Annotated in this window: 13 protein-coding genes; all 13 read right to left on the minus strand. The window is 52.0% G+C overall.

Going from position 1 to position 15,106, the window contains the following annotated elements:
* Window positions 1–56 precede the first annotated feature (56 nt).
* A complete protein-coding gene (glnA, locus tag BLR64_RS08910) occupies window positions 57–1,481 on the minus strand; it encodes a type I glutamate--ammonia ligase (protein ID WP_090713781.1) in 1,425 nt (474 codons plus the stop codon).
* Between the two features lie 278 nt (window positions 1,482–1,759).
* Window positions 1,760–2,806 (minus strand): 3-deoxy-7-phosphoheptulonate synthase, encoded by a 1,047-nt coding sequence (aroF, locus tag BLR64_RS08915; RefSeq protein WP_039871525.1) that lies wholly within the window; start codon window positions 2,804–2,806, stop codon window positions 1,760–1,762.
* Window positions 2,807–3,122: 316 nt separating this feature from the next.
* Window positions 3,123–4,079, minus strand: coding sequence for a 4-hydroxy-3-methylbut-2-enyl diphosphate reductase (locus tag BLR64_RS08920; protein ID WP_068728952.1), 957 nt, complete (start codon window positions 4,077–4,079; stop codon window positions 3,123–3,125).
* Window positions 4,080–4,138: 59 nt separating this feature from the next.
* Window positions 4,139–5,590 carry a sensor histidine kinase gene (locus tag BLR64_RS08925; RefSeq protein ID WP_090713782.1) on the minus strand — a complete coding sequence of 484 codons (1,452 nt, stop codon included), beginning with the start codon at window positions 5,588–5,590 and terminating at the stop codon, window positions 4,139–4,141.
* A 1-nt stretch (window position 5,591) separates the two neighbouring features.
* Window positions 5,592–6,278, minus strand: coding sequence for a response regulator transcription factor (locus BLR64_RS08930; RefSeq protein ID WP_090713783.1), 687 nt, complete (start codon window positions 6,276–6,278; stop codon window positions 5,592–5,594).
* Window positions 6,279–6,400: 122 nt separating this feature from the next.
* Window positions 6,401–8,038, minus strand: a complete 1,638-nt coding sequence (locus tag BLR64_RS08935; protein ID WP_090713784.1) for a S1C family serine protease — start codon at window positions 8,036–8,038, stop codon at window positions 6,401–6,403.
* A 218-nt stretch (window positions 8,039–8,256) separates the two neighbouring features.
* Window positions 8,257–8,910: a response regulator gene (locus BLR64_RS08940; protein WP_090713785.1), complete on the minus strand. Its 654-nt coding sequence runs from the start codon at window positions 8,908–8,910 to the stop codon at window positions 8,257–8,259.
* 2 nt (window positions 8,911–8,912) lie between these two features.
* Complete coding sequence (locus BLR64_RS08945) at window positions 8,913–9,950, minus strand: sensor histidine kinase (protein ID WP_090713786.1); 1,038 nt, start codon at window positions 9,948–9,950, stop codon at window positions 8,913–8,915.
* A 3-nt stretch (window positions 9,951–9,953) separates the two neighbouring features.
* Window positions 9,954–11,045: a cell wall-active antibiotics response protein LiaF gene (liaF, locus tag BLR64_RS08950; RefSeq protein ID WP_090713787.1), complete on the minus strand. Its 1,092-nt coding sequence runs from the start codon at window positions 11,043–11,045 to the stop codon at window positions 9,954–9,956.
* A gap of 265 nt (window positions 11,046–11,310) precedes the next feature.
* Entirely contained in the window at window positions 11,311–11,445 is a 135-nt protein-coding gene (locus tag BLR64_RS30985) for a hypothetical protein (RefSeq protein ID WP_279615457.1), read from the minus strand.
* Between the two features lie 133 nt (window positions 11,446–11,578).
* A complete protein-coding gene (locus BLR64_RS08955) occupies window positions 11,579–12,196 on the minus strand; it encodes a 3D domain-containing protein (protein ID WP_415841142.1) in 618 nt (205 codons plus the stop codon).
* A gap of 371 nt (window positions 12,197–12,567) precedes the next feature.
* Window positions 12,568–14,505: a threonine--tRNA ligase gene (gene thrS / locus BLR64_RS08960; RefSeq protein ID WP_090713788.1), complete on the minus strand. Its 1,938-nt coding sequence runs from the start codon at window positions 14,503–14,505 to the stop codon at window positions 12,568–12,570.
* Window positions 14,506–14,928: 423 nt separating this feature from the next.
* Window positions 14,929–15,102, minus strand: coding sequence for a type II toxin-antitoxin system antitoxin (locus tag BLR64_RS08965; protein ID WP_039303331.1), 174 nt, complete (start codon window positions 15,100–15,102; stop codon window positions 14,929–14,931).
* Window positions 15,103–15,106 lie beyond the last annotated feature (4 nt).

The following is a 15,106-nucleotide window of genomic DNA, read 5'->3' on the forward strand; positions in this document are numbered from 1 at the left end:
GCCTCCGGGTCTTCCCGGAGGCTTCTGAGCTAAACTAAAATTATATAATGCCGATCCTATACGTCGAAGTACAGGGCATATTCATGCGGATGAACGCGAATGGCAACCTCTTGTGCTTCTCCACGCTTCAGAGCGATGTAGTTATCAATAAAGTCCTTGGTGAACACGCCGCCTTCAGTAAGGAACTCGTAGTCAGCTTCCAGAGCGTCAAGAGCTTCATTCAAGCTGCCTGGAACACTGCGGATTTTTTCTTTGTCAGCATCGGACAATTCATAGATGTTTTTGTCCAGCGGACCGTAGCCCATTTCTTCAGGGTTGATTTTTTTCTTGATTCCGTCCAGACCAGCCATCAGCATTGCGGAGAATGCCAGGTAAGGGTTAGCAGTGGAGTCAGGTGTACGGAATTCAATACGACAGCCCTTAGGTGTTACAGCAGCTACCGGGATACGGACAGCAGCGGAACGGTTACCTTTGGAGTAAACCAGGTTAACCGGTGCTTCGTAACCAGGAACCAGACGTTTGAACGAGTTGGTGCTTGGGTTAGTCAGCGCGATCAGTGCCGGTGCATGGTACAGGATACCGCCGATGTAGTTCAGAGCCATTTCACTCAGGTTGGCATAAGCACCTTTTTCGTAGAACAAAGGCTCGCTGCCGTTGAAGATGGACTGGTGAACGTGCATACCGCTACCATTATCGCCGAACAGCGGTTTTGGCATGAAGGTTGCAACTTTGCCGTACTGGCGTGCAGTGTTCTGCACGATATATTTGTAAGTCAGGAGATTGTCAGCTGTTTTCTTCAGGGTATCGAAACGGAAGTTGATTTCCGCTTGTCCCGCAGTCGCCACTTCATGGTGGTGACGTTCGATTTCAAGTCCTGCTTCGCCGAGCAGACGGCACATTTCACTGCGGATATCCTGTTGGGAATCCACTGGCGCTACCGGAACATATCCGCCTTTAACGCCTACCTTGAAGCCCAGGTTGCCGCCTTCTTCCTTGCGGTTCGTGTTCCATACTGCTTCTTCGGAATCTACGGAGAAGGAAGAGCTGTGCATTGTAGTCTCGTAGCGGACATCGTCGAAGATGAAGAACTCGGACTCAGGTGCGAAGAATGCCGCTGTGCCTACACCGCTTGACTGCAGGAATTCTTCGGCTTTTACTGCGATACCACGCGGGTCGCGCTCATAACGTTCGCCGTCAGGAGTGAAGATGTCACACATGATATTCAGCGTCGGGTGAGCTGTAAAAGGATCAATGTATACAGTACTTGGATCAGGCATCATTACCATGTCCGATTCTTCAATACCGCGGAATCCTTTGATGGAAGAACCATCAAACGCTACACCATTTACAAATGTTTCTTCCTCAACTGCAGATGCTGGCAATGAGATGTGATGAGCACGTCCACCCAAATCTACAAAGCGAAAATCCACCCACTCGATATTGTTTTCCTTGATCGTCTGCAACACTTTTTCAACCGACATGAATAATTCCTCCCCAAGTTCCGAACATTAACCCGCTCTCAGTATCAAATGTTCTTGTTTTATTTTTTTACTGTCGTCATTATAAAACTCATACCTAACATCGTCAATGCTTATGTCAGGTATTTTTGATCACAATGTAAGATATTCTGACGCTTTCGTGAATAAGCCGTATCTTGCCTAAAATTGTATTCCATAATGCCAGGCCAAATAATAAATAGCCCTCTTTCCCGCCTGGCTGCAGGAAAGAAGGCCACGTATGACAAGGTTCTTCCGGGTGATCAGGCAATAGGCGCCGCTTCAAGCGATTCGGAGAATTTGCGTCCGACCAGCGGTGCAAGCTTCTCCAGATCTCTAAGCAGCTTATCGAACTGATCCGGGAACAGGGACTGAACCCCGTCACCTGTCATGGAATTGTCAGGATCTGTATGCATTTCAATAATCAGACCATTAGCTCCGGCGGCAACAGAGGCTTTAGCCATGGGCTCTACCAGCTCGCGTCGGCCGGTGCCGTGGCTCGGGTCAGAAATAACCGGCAGATGACTCAGGCTCTGAAGCACCGGAATCGCCGACAGGTCAAGGGTATTGCGGGTATAAGTCTCGAATGTACGGATACCGCGCTCGCACAGCATAACATCACGGTTGCCGCCCGCAAGGATGTACTCTGCCGCATTCAGGAGTTCGTCATAGGTTGCGCTGAAGCCGCGTTTAAGCAGCACAGGACGGCCGCAGGTGCCGAGCTTGCGCAGCAGATCGAAATTCTGCATATTGCGTGTGCCTACCTGCAGAATATCTGCATGCTCCGCACAAATATCCACATATTCCGGTGTCATAACCTCGGTAATGGTCAGCAGGCCATGCTTCTTGCCGGCTTCCGCCATCATCGTCAGGCCTTCCACACCGACACCCTGGAAGCTGTATGGACCGGTACGCGGCTTGAACGCGCCGCCGCGCAGCACCTGCCCGCCGGAAGCCTTGACCAGACGGGCGATTTCATCAATCTGCTCAGGCGATTCAACTGCACACGGCCCGCCCATTACCACAAGATTCTCCCCGCCGATCTTCACGCCGCGGATATCGATAATGGTATCCTCCGGATGGAAGTCACGGCTGGCCAGCTTATAGGATTTGGTGATCTTCACAACGTTCTGCACGCCCTTCATCTGGCGCAGATGCTCGGCAAGACTTGGCGTAACACCACCGATGAGTCCGATTACCGTATGGTCTGCACCGCGCGACAGATGGACCTGCAGCCCCTGCTTTTCGATAACGGCAATAATGTCATTTACCTGCTCCTGCGGTGTCTGATTAGACGTAATAACGATCATATTATTAGCTCCCCTTTGTTAGGATAATCCTGTTTATAATTTTAAATAATTAATAAATACTATTACGCTACGACGCGTGTGTGCTTTTAAGCGCTAAAGTGATTTTACCGCATAATACAGTATCCGTCAACTTATTTTCCGGATGGAACCGCCGTTTATTCCAGTAATTACTAGATAAGTGATATTCGCCAAGGAAACTTCTACGAAAAAACAAGGAGTAATTAACAACATAAAAAGCACCCGTTCTCTCCAACCGGAGGAACAGGTGCCTGATAATAGCATGTGAAAACAGTTAACGAATAAGTTCAAAATAACATCAGGTAGCGCTCGTAGTCTTGTTCTTGACCGGCGGCAGCAGCTTTGCCATGTTCACTGTACGCTTGATCTCCCAGGTCTCAGGCTTCGCCGGATCATACTGCTCCAGATAGCTGATAACTTCCTTGGTGATCGGTGTAGGCGTGGAGGCGCCGGAGGTAACCCCTACCTTGTTAACGCCCTGCAGCCATTCGGTATTCAGCTCGGATACATCTGCAATCCGGTGGGCAGGCGTACCGGCAATCTCTTCAGACACCTGTGCCAGCCGGTTGGAATTGTTGCTGCGCGGATCACCGACGACGATTACCAGGTCGCACTGCCCAGCCTGTTCAGCCACAGCCTCCTGGCGCACCTGTGTAGCCATACAGATCTCATTATGCACTTCTGCGCCGGGGTAGGTTTCCAGCAGTTTTTTCATAATATGCTTGATATCCCACTGGCTCATCGTGGTCTGGTTCGTGATGACGATTCGTGAAGATGGCACATTCAGGCCGGCAATCTCTTCTTCCTTCTCGATCAGATGCACATGCTCCGGCGCAATGCCGACGGCGCCCTCCGGCTCCGGATGGCCTTTTTTGCCGATATAAATAATCTCGTAGCCTTCCTCCACCTTCTCTTTGATGAGATCGTGGGTCTTCGTTACATCCGGACAAGTAGCATCCACCGTAGTCAGCCCTTTGGCACGGGCCAGCCTGCGTACTTCAGGCGAAACACCGTGTGCGGTAAAAATAACTGTACCGCTGTCGACCTTATCGAGAATATCCAGACGGTTATGCCCGTCAAGGGTAATAATTCCATCGTCCTCAAAAGAATTCGTAACATGACTGTTATGTACAATCATGCCAAGTATATAAATCGGCCGGGGCAGATCAAGGTTCTGGGCGGCCTGCCGTGCCATCACCATGGCATCTACGACACCATAGCAATAGCCCCGGGGAGAAATTTTGATGACTTCCATGTATGTTCACCAGCTTTCTGCTGTCAATGACGGCTATAATAGGACCTGTCTATTATACCCTATTCCAGCGGCGGAGCAAAGAGAAGCGGCAGCCAGATAATAAAGGTCGTCCCCTCGCCCTGGCGGGTAACTACCTCCACTGACCCTCCGTGCTCATCGATAATCCATTTGGCGATAGACAGCCCGAGTCCGATTCCTTCGGTCATTCCTCTTGATTCATCCGCCCGGTAGAAGCGGTCGAAGATATGCGGAACCTGGTCCTTGTCCATGCCGATCCCGGTGTCCTTGATCCGGATGCCCACCTGATTCTGATAGAACACAGCATCCATCGTAACCTCACCGGAAGGTGTATACTTAAAGGCATTGTCAATGAAAATGAACAGCATCTGCTGCAGGTAATCCTTGTTGCCGACAATATATTTTCCGTTCATCTGACTCAGATCGCCAATGGACCAGTCGGCTTGGCGAGGCAGGAACGATGCCCTGCGGGCCACCTCTGTCATCAGCGGCTCCAGCGCCACCGGCTCCTTGTCAAAGGTCCGGCCGGTATCTGCCCGCGCAAGGGAGAGCATGTCGCCGACCAGCCGGCTCATCCGTTTCGACTCATCGGCTATATCCTTCACGGACTCTATGGACAGCTGGCGGATTTCCGCTTCGCTCATCCGGCTCTGGTCAGGGTCCATTTCCCAGATCTTCTGCAGCAGGTCAATGTTGCCCCGGATCGTTGTAAGCGGTGTCCGCAGCTCGTGCGAAGCATCCGACACAAATCGGCGCTGGGTGGCATAGGAATCCTCAAGCTCCCTGTAGAAGCCCTCCATCCGCCCGAGCATGCTGTTGACCGTCTCAATCAGCCGGCCGATCTCGTCCGGAGGTCCGTTATATTCAATCCGCGAGCTGAGATCGTTTCCGGTCTGAATCCCGTTGGCCGCCTCAATAACCATGCCGATCGGGCTCATAGATTTGCGGGCCAGGAAAAGCCCGAACGTAAACGCGGCAATCAGCGTGGCAAAGGAGCCGACAAGCAGAATGTTTTTAAGCCGGTTCAGCATGGTGACCTGTTCCCCTGTATACACTGCTACTTGCAGCACTCCGGCTAAATTGCCGTTATTGGTGGCAACATTCACTCCCTGTTGAAAGATCAGAAAGGGGTTACCATTGTAATAGGACTGCAGGAATTCCTGCTGCTGATTCTCCATGCTGTCCTTTGGCGGCACTTTAAATTCAAGGTGAATCTCGGTCATATTGGGACTGGGAATCATTTTGTCCAGATCGTAAATATACAATTGGCCGAACAGGCTCTGTCCCGCCGGACCTCCCAATATTTGTTGAAGGGTTCCATCATTGGTTAGCCCGACTTTGGGTTCTACCTGAGACGCTTGTTTGACTAGCCGGTCTTTCAGATCCCCATACGTATTAAAATAGACAAAACCGTAAATTGCGGCTGATAAGGCCAGCAGCATAACGGCCAAAATTCCTGAATACCAGGCTGTCAGCCGCAATTTAATAGACATGTTAGTCACCTCTTAGAATGTAACCGGCTCCCCGGATCGTCTGAATTAACCGTTTGCCGCCATGCTCCTCCGTCTTCTGGCGCAGCATGGCGATATATACCTCAAGCACATTGGATTCCCCGCTGTAGTCATAACCCCATATTTTATCCATAATCAGGTCACGGGAGAGCACACGCTTCGGGTTCTGCATGAACAGATGCAGCAGCTCGAACTCCTTGGCTGTCAGCTCCAGGCGTTTACCTGCACGGGTCACTTCGCGTGAATCCACATCCAGCGTAATATCTTCATAAGTTACGGTCTGATCGGGTGCTCCGCCCTGCTCGCTCTTGCGGCGCAGCAGCGCACGCACCCGGGCCAGCAGCTCCTCCAGCGCAAACGGCTTTACCAGATAATCGTCCGCTCCCAGATCAAGCCCTTTAACACGGTGCTCTATCTCATCCTTAGCCGTAAGCATCAGCACCGGGACGGTGCTGCCTCCCTCACGCATGCGCCGGCAGACCTCGAAGCCGTCCACCTGCGGCATCATCACATCCAGAACAACCACATCGGGGTCACCGGTCAGAATGGCACGCAGCCCGTCCGCTCCGTTGGATGCCGTCTTTACATCATAGCCTTCAAAGGCAAGGCCTCGGCGCAGCATGGAAGTAATCTTTTCATCATCATCAATAATTAAAATATTCGGTCGCATCAGGCAGCCCCCATTGTCCAGTTCGTTTTGTCTCTATTGTAGCATGAATGTACGGATTCACGTCCAGCAGCAGCACAAACGGAAGGGTTGCCCCTTCCGTCTGTCAATACCGTCCGGCTTGATTACTGCTCCTGGGTTTGGGTGGTATCAAAATCATTTTTATTGCCGATCGTAACCGGAAGCTCCAGCGTTTTGCCGTCACGGACTACATTCAATGTAACCTTGTCCCCGACCTTAAGGGATTGAATATAAGTAATCAGCTCCTGGCTGGTAGCATACTTCGTGCCGTTCACCCCTGTAATGATATCATAAGGGCGCAGGTCTGCAGTGTAAGCAGGCGACTTGAATACAATCTCTGCTACTACTGAACCTTCGGTAATGTCAGTACCCATCTGCTGTGCAACCTGGTCGGTAATGGTCATCAGCGATGCGCCGATGAACGGAACCGGCTCCTTAGGGATTTCCTGGTTGGCCTCCAGTTTGTCTACAACCTCTTTAATGGTGTTCACTGCGATCGCAAAGCCGATCCCCTGTGAATCCGTGCTGACTGCCACGTTCATCCCGATCACTTCACCGTTCAGATTAAGCAGCGGACCGCCGGAGTTCCCCGGATTGATCGAAGCATCGGTCTGCAGCAGGTTTTTGTAATTACGTGTGCCGCTGCCGTCTTCTTCGTTAATATCGATGCTGCGTCCTTTCGCACTCAGTACACCGGCTGTAACGGTATGATCAAAGCCCTGCGGGTTACCAATCGCTACAACCTCGGAGCCGACCTTGAGGCTGTCGGAATCACCAAGCGCTACAGTAGGGAAGTCCGCCCCTTCAATTTTCAGAACGGCAAGATCCAGGTCTTTGCTGGAACCGAGCAGCTTCGCTTCATATGGCTTGGTTGTTCCGTCAACCGTAACCTGAATAACGTCTGCACCTTCAACAACGTGCTGGTTAGTCAGAATGTAACCGGAGGATTCATAAATGAAGCCTGTTCCGATTCCATAAGGAGTGAGCTGTGAATCCGAATTGCTGCCTGACTCCGACTGCGAATTACGGTCTGATCCGGAGGAGCCCCCGAACTGGTCGCCGAAGAAAAACTGCGAGAACGGGTCACTCATATTCGGATTGGATGATGAGCCTCTGCTCGAGCTCTTCACCAGTGTTTCAATCTTCACGACAGCGGGACCGACCGCATCAACCACATTGGATACATCCGTTGTGCCGGTAAGAAGCGAGGTAGTCGAAGTGGATGGTGTCACACTCGCGCTGCCGACAGCCGATTTAGCCGTTGTACTTGCCACCGATGCTGTTGTTTCCTGGCCACCGGTGAACCAGTTCCCCCGGTCTGCCGCAAACATTGAACCGGACAATACGATCATCCCGGCCAGGAAGGAGAGCAGCACTGCCTTTACTGGCTTCTTAGGCTTGCTGTTGTACTGCCAGCCGTTTCCGCCATCCGCACCGTTTCCGCCGCGACCGCCGTTACCATCATAGCCGGTGGTGCGGAGCGATGTGCTGTAAGGAAGCTGCTTGACCGGCTGCGGAGCAGTAACCTCAACACGCTCAGGCTCACGGCGGTTGTAATGCTGACCGTTATCCTGATTGCCGTCCTCATTGTTAATGGATTTAAAAGGTCCGTACGAGTAATAGTAGGATGATCCGGATTCCGTTGATTGAGCCTGGTTGCTGCTGTCTGCATTATTATTAGTGCTGTTAGCTGGTTCGTTATCACGATTAAGGTTGTTAGAATTATTATTGTTGTTATCCATGTTTACTTTCCTCCCGTGCCTTGTCTGTCTGACAAGGAGTATTGTGTTTTCTTCTTGTTCTTATTTTGTACTTTAAACCTTAACTGCACATTAAAAACAATTTAATCAGAGATAAAAGATGATAGAAATCCACGCTAAAAAAGCAAAAAGTCCCGGTGCTTATCTGCACCGGGACTTCATTTGGAGTTTTAAGATAAATGCAAATATGATGTTTCCCTTTATCCCTGGGCCCAGCCCTTGCGGTGGGCGTAAATGGCCAGCTGGGTGCGGTCATCCAGCTCGCATTTCATCAGCAGGTTGCTGACATGCGTCTTAACCGTCTTGATGCTGATATGCAGCTCCTCGCCGATGTCCTTGTTGGTCTTGCCCTCGGCGATAAGAAGCAGCACCTCCTTCTCACGTTCGGTGAGGCCGGATGAATCGCCCTGAACCGTCCGCTGGCGGATGCCGCGGGTTAATGCCTGCGACACATCGCCGGTCATGACCGGCATACCGCGGTAAGCCCCCTGCAGGGCGTAGATCAGTTCCTCTGCTGAAACTGTTTTGAGCACGTAGCTGACTGCACCGGCTTCAATCGCATCAACCACCAGATCATCTTCCAGAAAGCTGGTCAGGATGACGATCTTGAGACCCGGGAACTCGGCCAGCACAGCCCTCGTCGTTTCGGCACCGTTCATTACCGGCATCATCAGATCCATAAGAACCAGATCAGGCAGATTCTCGTGGCCCCAGTCACGCAGCATATTCAGCGCTTCCGACCCGTTTCCCGCTTCGCCGACGACCTCAAACAGCGGGTCCAGCATCAGATACGTTTTGAGTCCCATCCGCACCATGTCATGATCGTCCACCAGCAGTACTTTTATGACACTCATGTCTATTCCTCCTGTTCCTGATTGCCTTGAACAAATTTTGGTATATGTACGCGGATCGTCGTTCCCGCTCCTTTGCGGCTGATGATCTCCACCTGCCCGCCCAGCTTTTCGGCGCGCTCACGCATGGTTGTCAGCCCATAGGACCCCTGCTTGTGCTGCACATGCTCAAACCCCTGGCCATCATCGCTGATGCTCAGAACGACCTGTCTCGGGGCTTCACGCAGGGACAGGCTGACTACGCGCGCTCCGGCATGCTTCACAATATTAGCCATAGACTCCTGGATAATCAGGAACAGCTGGTGTTCAATCGCTTCCGACAGCTCACCCTGCAGTTCCAGCTCCTTGACCCCTTTGAGCCCGTTCTGCCGGCAGTAATCCGGAAACCATTTCTCCAGCGCCTCGAACAGATTCCTGCCCTCGAGCTCTACTGGACGCAGCTGGGCAATCAGCGCCCGCATCTGCTTCTGCGCCATTTGCGACATCGTAATCAGCTGATGCATGACCGTTATTCCCTGCTGCTCATTGCGTTCAAGCACTTTAGGCAGCGAAGAGGCGGACATATGGATCGCGAACAGCTGCTGGCTTACCGTGTCATGCAAATCACGGGCCATCCGCCGGCGTTCCTCCAATACCGCGCTCTCCGCCGCCTTTTCCTTCTCGATTACTTCCTGTTCGCCAAGACGCTGCAGAATCTGCATTTTATTTTCAACCGTATCCATCATCATATTAAACTCATGGTACACTCTGGCAAAGGACTGGTCATCACTCTCCGGCATCCGCACAGAAAGGTTGCCTTTGGCCACCTGCAGCATGTTCAGATCGAGATGGTCGATCCGCCGCTGGATCCGCTGTCCGGCCATATAGCCGACTACAACGTTAAACAACACTATTCCGAGGATAAGATACAGCCACATGCGGTAATCCACAACTTCAATGTAGCCCAGGCATGTCCCAGCATAGACGAGACCGGCAGCGACGCCTCCGCTGAGGAGAAAATAGAGCAGCAGCAGCCATTTGGTATTGCTGAAGATCGTCCCCATCCTTTAGCCCACCGTTTTAACCTTGATATCGCCGATGAAGGCGCTCACGTTAATCCGGACTTTTTTGCCGGCTTCCTTGTAATAAGGGGTCTTGCACTGCACACTGCTCATAAATCCGCTGCGCGTCTGCTCCAGCACCTGCATATCGCCGATAAAGGAACTGCTGTTGACCGAAACACCAAGATCCATATCATCCGGAATATAGACTTTAATGTCGCCGACAAAAGCGGATATGTTGATTTTGGTCTCACCATAAGGAATCTGCGCATTGGTCAGATCAAGCACGGTGTCTCCAATGAACTGTGAGATGTTGGTGTGCTTCAGCTGAAAATGCTCCTTGCCCATATGCACGTCCCCGATAAAGGCCGAACGGTTTGTCGTTTCCTTATGGTTTTGTTTTTCATGGAAGTCCTCATGCCACTCCCCGTGTCTGCGGGCATGGCGTTCCTGGCGCTCCTGGCGTCTGCGTTCATGGCGGTCCCGGTTCTCCTTCCAGCGGGCTTCGGATGCCGACTGAAAATATCCCTTCGGGTCCTGCTCCTGCTCATGGGCATCCTCTTCATTCTTTGAGAGGTAGTCGTCCCAGTTGCGTTCGCCAGCAGGCTTCCCGAATTTCTGCTCGAACTGTTCATCCAGTGTGGATTCCAGCGGTTTTGGAGGTGCTACTGGCTCATGCGTACCCGGTCCGGGCGGATAGAAGTCAGGCGGTGACGATGGTGCCGGAGGAACCGGCGGAATATTGCGGCTGCGCGGTCTGAAGATCACATACAGGCCGCCGCCGATCAGCATTACCGGAAAGAGCAGCTTGAAGAAATCGCCTGGCGATACATCAAACCAGTCCAGATTCCGTCCCAGGAAATAAACCCCGAGTGCGAGGAAGAAAAATCCCCAGAAAGCCGACGAACCCTTTGAACCATTATCATTCGTGGACAAAAAATTCTGCAGCCCCATCCAGATCAGGACAAGCGGCCAGTAATCCGAAATAAGGGAACCTATACTAAAATCGGTATATCCCATCTGCCTCAGCAGAAACATCCCGCCAAGTCCAATCAGGATCAGTCCGCCGAGAACCTGGCTGGTGAACCTTCTTTTCATGCTTCATTTCCCCTTTATGATGTCGTTTTTGCCTTCATGCATACCCTATAGACTTAGTCTACAGCATTCGAAGACCGGAGGACAGCGGCGTAAGAAGGAAAGCTGACTCAGTCCCGGGACCGAGCCCCCTGGAATTATAAGGGATATTTGTCCATGCAGCAGCAGATGCCCTAAAAACGAAAAAGGACTGTCCCGGCGCCCATTCTCTGAGCGTACCGGAACAATCCAGCTTTAGCATTTCGGTGTTAGCCACGCACTCACAGCATTACTGCTGCGGTTTTTGCATCGGCTTAACAAATGTACCCTGCTTTGTTGCGCCGTCATTTTCAACAGCAAACTCGGCATTGTATTTTTCATTCGGTGTTTTGTAGTTTTCCTGTACTTTTGGTTTTTTAGCCACTGGAATTCACCCCCTGAGTGTTCTCGTTAAGGGCACTCAATGTACCCCAGTCGATATTATGGCGGGCCAAGGGCTGTCTTATACATATGCAAGTGAAAAACATATCAAACACTACGGAGGCTCAGGTTCCGCCTCAAATGCTCTCTTCCAGCAGGTCCTGGGGAATCGTTTTGTAGGTCTCAATCGCCTTGCCCAGATCCTTAAGCATGCTCTCAGTGCATTTACCGTTACCGCGCTTAATCAGCTGGACAACAACCGTCTTTTTGCCCCATTCCTTGTACACCTGCTTGGTGGTAGCGAAATACAAATCGATTTTGCGTCCCTTGATTGCTGAGCCGGTATCCGCAACGATTGCATAACCGTAACCCGGGATATAGAGAATACTTCCCAGCGGCAGAACCTTCGGGTCGGCAGCAATGGTGGATACCGCATTTTTGTCCCTGCGTACTTTGACGCCCGAATAGGTGATGCCGTATTGCGGATGCTTGGATGTCTTGCCTGTAGACTCATAACCTGCAGTATAGCCGGTTGCCGTAACCTTCATTGAAGTGATAATCTGCTCCGGCGCAGGTGCAGCAACGGGAACGGAAGCCGGCTGCTTGACAGCCGTATCCGGCTTCTTGTCGGCGGGTGCCGCTGTTGCCTGTGGTGCCTCTGGTACCTCTGGTGCCTCTGTTGCTGCCGGCTTCAACCGGGAAGTTCCCCCGAGCTGAGACGCTCCTGTAAAGAAAGCCTCCTGTGAATATACGATGGCGCGGCCGGTTGTCTGCACCTCCGGCTGCACGTTTCCGCTAATGCTTGTAAAGAAGGATGAACCCTGTCTATTTTGAAAATCATCTGCCTTTATAGTACCGCTGTTCAACCGGCCGGCAATGTCCGCTGTTCCTCTGGCCTGGGCGTACCCGGTACCCTTGTCCGGATAACCTCCTGCAGCCGTAAGAATAAGCACTACCGTAACCATCAGACACCAAAGCCTCTGGCATAAGCCCATTTTGTTCATTTGATAAACCTCCCCCTATTAGCGAAGGTTTCCCGTTTCACAAAATTTTATACATGAAGCGCTGATATGCGGCTTCACGAGGCATTATGACAGAGGCTATGATAACAGGCTTACCGGCAAAATCAGATTACGCGGCCGGAAATTTCCTTGCCCAGTGTTTCAATTACTTCTTCAAGCGGCTTGGCACCGATATCGCCTTCCCCGCGTTTGCGGATGGACACGGTGCCCGCATTCATCTCATTCTCACCGACAACGAACATATATGGAAGCTTCTCCAGCTGGGCTTCACGGATCTTGTAGCCGAGCTTCTCATTACGCAGGTCCACTTCAGCACGGATACCGTTTCTCTGCAGCTTCGCCTCAACATCCTTGGCATATTCGTCAAAGGCCGAGGATACCGGAATAATCTTGACCTGCTGCGGCGACAGCCACAGCGGAAGTGAACCGGCAAAGTTCTCCAGCAGGAAGGCTACGAAACGTTCCATTGTTCCGAGAATACCGCGGTGAAGCACAACCGGACGGTGCTTGTTGCCGTCATCCCCGACGTACTCCAGCTCGAAGCGCTCAGGCAGCAGGAAGTCGATCTGTACAGTGGACAGGGTTTCTTCCTTGCCAAGCGCGGTGCGGATCTGCACATCAAGCTTAGGTCCGTAGAAGGCCGCTTCGCCTTCCGCTTCAAAGAACGGCAGACCGGCTTCTTCCGCTACCTCGCGCAGCATACGCTGTGCAGTCTCCCACATTTCATCATTCTGGAAGTACTTTTCAGTATCCTGCGGATCACGGTAGGACAGACGGAAACGGTAATCGTGAATACCGAAATCGCTGTATACCTGCTTGATCAGCTCAAGCACGCGTTTGAATTCGCTTTTGATCTGGTCCAGACGGCAGAAGATATGGGAATCATTCAGCGTCATGGAGCGCACACGGTGCAGGCCGGTCAGCGCGCCGGACATTTCATAGCGGTGCATCGTGCCCAGCTCGGCGATACGGATCGGCAGGTCACGGTAGCTGTGCATCGAGCTCTTATAGATCATCATGTGATGAGGGCAGTTCATCGGACGTAGCACGAACTCCTCGGTATCAATAACCATCTTAGGGAACATGTCCTCCTGGTAGTGCTCCCAGTGTCCGGAAGTTTTGTATAGCTCTACGTTACCAAGCACTGGAGTGTATACATGCTGGTAGCCGAGGCTGGCTTCCAGATCGACGATATAACGCTCCAGAATGCTGCGCAGCTTGGCGCCCTTAGGCAGCCAGATCGGCAGGCCCTGTCCGACCAGCTGGTTGAAGGTGAAGATTTCCAGCTCTTTACCCAGCTTGCGGTGGTCACGTTTCTTGGCTTCCTCCAGCAGGCGCAGATGCTCATCGAGCTGGGCTTTTTTGATCCAGGCCGTTCCGTATACGCGCTGCAGCATTTTATTCTTGCTGTCGCCGCGCCAGTAAGCGCCGGCTACATTCATCAGCTTGAATACTTTGATCTTAGAAGTGGACGGCACGTGCGGTCCGCGGCACAGGTCAAAGAATTCACCCTGCTCATAGATCGAAATCACGCTGTCTTCCGGCAGCGCCTCAATCAGCTCCAGCTTGTACGGATCGCCAAGCTCACCGAAAAGTTCCAGCGCTTCCTTGCGGCTGACTTCCTTGCGTACAATCGGCAGATTTTCGTTAACGATGCGTTCCATTTCCTTCTCGATCTTGAGCAGATCCTCCGGATTGAGCGGATGCTCAAGGTCCATATCATAGTAGAAGCCGTCTTCAATAACCGGACCGACACCAAGCTTGACTTCCTTCGCCCCGAACAAGCGTCTGGTTGCCTGGGCCATCAGGTGGGCTGTACTATGACGCATAACCTCCAGACCCTCCGGTGAATCCAGCGTAACGATCTCAATAAGTGCGCCTTCTTCAAGCGGTGTTGACAGGTCAACGACAATCCCGTTCAGCTTGCCTGCAGCTGCATTCTTGCGCAGGCCGCTGCTGATTGAAGCGGCTACATCGTCGATAGTGCTGCCGTTCTCATATTCCCGGACCGATCCGTCCGGAAGCTTAATACTTACTGACATTGTTGTTCCTCCTAGTGGTTGGTAGCTGGCCCTCTGCGGGCATTAAGTGGCGGTACGGAAAATCCACGCAACAAAAAACACCCGTCCCGTAAAGGGACGAGTGATTGCACCCGTGGTTCCACCCAAATTCGATTCTATACAAGAATCCTTCATCAGCATGGGAATAACGGCCATGAACCGGCGGTTCTTACTATCCCGTGACAAGGAGTGCAGAGGCCTCCGGGAGTTCATAACCGCAGCTACAAAGGGGTAGATCGGAAGCCGGATACCGGAGGAAATTGCAGCCTGGGTTCCCTCTCTCTGAAGCGGTCCTGACACAAGCGATCCATGTCTTTGTCGACGCTGTTAACGTGAATTATGCAGTAATTATAAAGCTGTCCGTCGCTTCAGTCAAGCGTACAGGGCAGCTTTTCCTGTTATTGCTTACTCCTCTTCCCGGCGTTTTTTTCCCGGCAAGCGGCCCGCGCGCTTTAAAGACTCACGCAGCAAATATTCAATGTGTCCGTTTACGCTGCGAAATTCCTCTCCCGCCCAACGCTCCAGCGCTTCATGCAGCTCCGGATCAATCCGCAGCGGAAAGCTCTTTTTGGCCGCCATAATT

It is taken from the genome of Paenibacillus typhae, assembly GCF_900099765.1.
In the GTDB taxonomy this organism is placed as follows: domain Bacteria; phylum Bacillota; class Bacilli; order Paenibacillales; family Paenibacillaceae; genus Paenibacillus_AQ; species Paenibacillus_AQ typhae.

What these genes read in the sequence shown, in the direction of transcription:
- thrS (WP_090713788.1), bottom strand. Translation starts at nt 14,505, where the DNA reads ATGTCAGTAAGTATTAAGCTTCCGGACGGATCGGTCCGGGAATATGAG.
- BLR64_RS08930 (WP_090713783.1), bottom strand. Translation starts at nt 6,278, where the DNA reads ATGCGACCGAATATTTTAATTATTGATGATGATGAAAAGATTACTTCC.
- liaF (WP_090713787.1), bottom strand. Translation starts at nt 11,045, where the DNA reads ATGAAAAGAAGGTTCACCAGCCAGGTTCTCGGCGGACTGATCCTGATT.
- BLR64_RS08920 (WP_068728952.1), bottom strand. Translation starts at nt 4,079, where the DNA reads ATGGAAGTCATCAAAATTTCTCCCCGGGGCTATTGCTATGGTGTCGTA.
- glnA (WP_090713781.1), bottom strand. Translation starts at nt 1,481, where the DNA reads ATGTCGGTTGAAAAAGTGTTGCAGACGATCAAGGAAAACAATATCGAG.
- BLR64_RS08940 (WP_090713785.1), bottom strand. Translation starts at nt 8,910, where the DNA reads ATGAGTGTCATAAAAGTACTGCTGGTGGACGATCATGACATGGTGCGG.
- aroF (WP_039871525.1), bottom strand. Translation starts at nt 2,806, where the DNA reads ATGATCGTTATTACGTCTAATCAGACACCGCAGGAGCAGGTAAATGAC.
- BLR64_RS08925 (WP_090713782.1), bottom strand. Translation starts at nt 5,590, where the DNA reads ATGTCTATTAAATTGCGGCTGACAGCCTGGTATTCAGGAATTTTGGCC.
- BLR64_RS08945 (WP_090713786.1), bottom strand. Translation starts at nt 9,950, where the DNA reads ATGGGGACGATCTTCAGCAATACCAAATGGCTGCTGCTGCTCTATTTT.
- BLR64_RS08965 (WP_039303331.1), bottom strand. Translation starts at nt 15,102, where the DNA reads ATGGCGGCCAAAAAGAGCTTTCCGCTGCGGATTGATCCGGAGCTGCAT.
- BLR64_RS08935 (WP_090713784.1), bottom strand. Translation starts at nt 8,038, where the DNA reads ATGGATAACAACAATAATAATTCTAACAACCTTAATCGTGATAACGAA.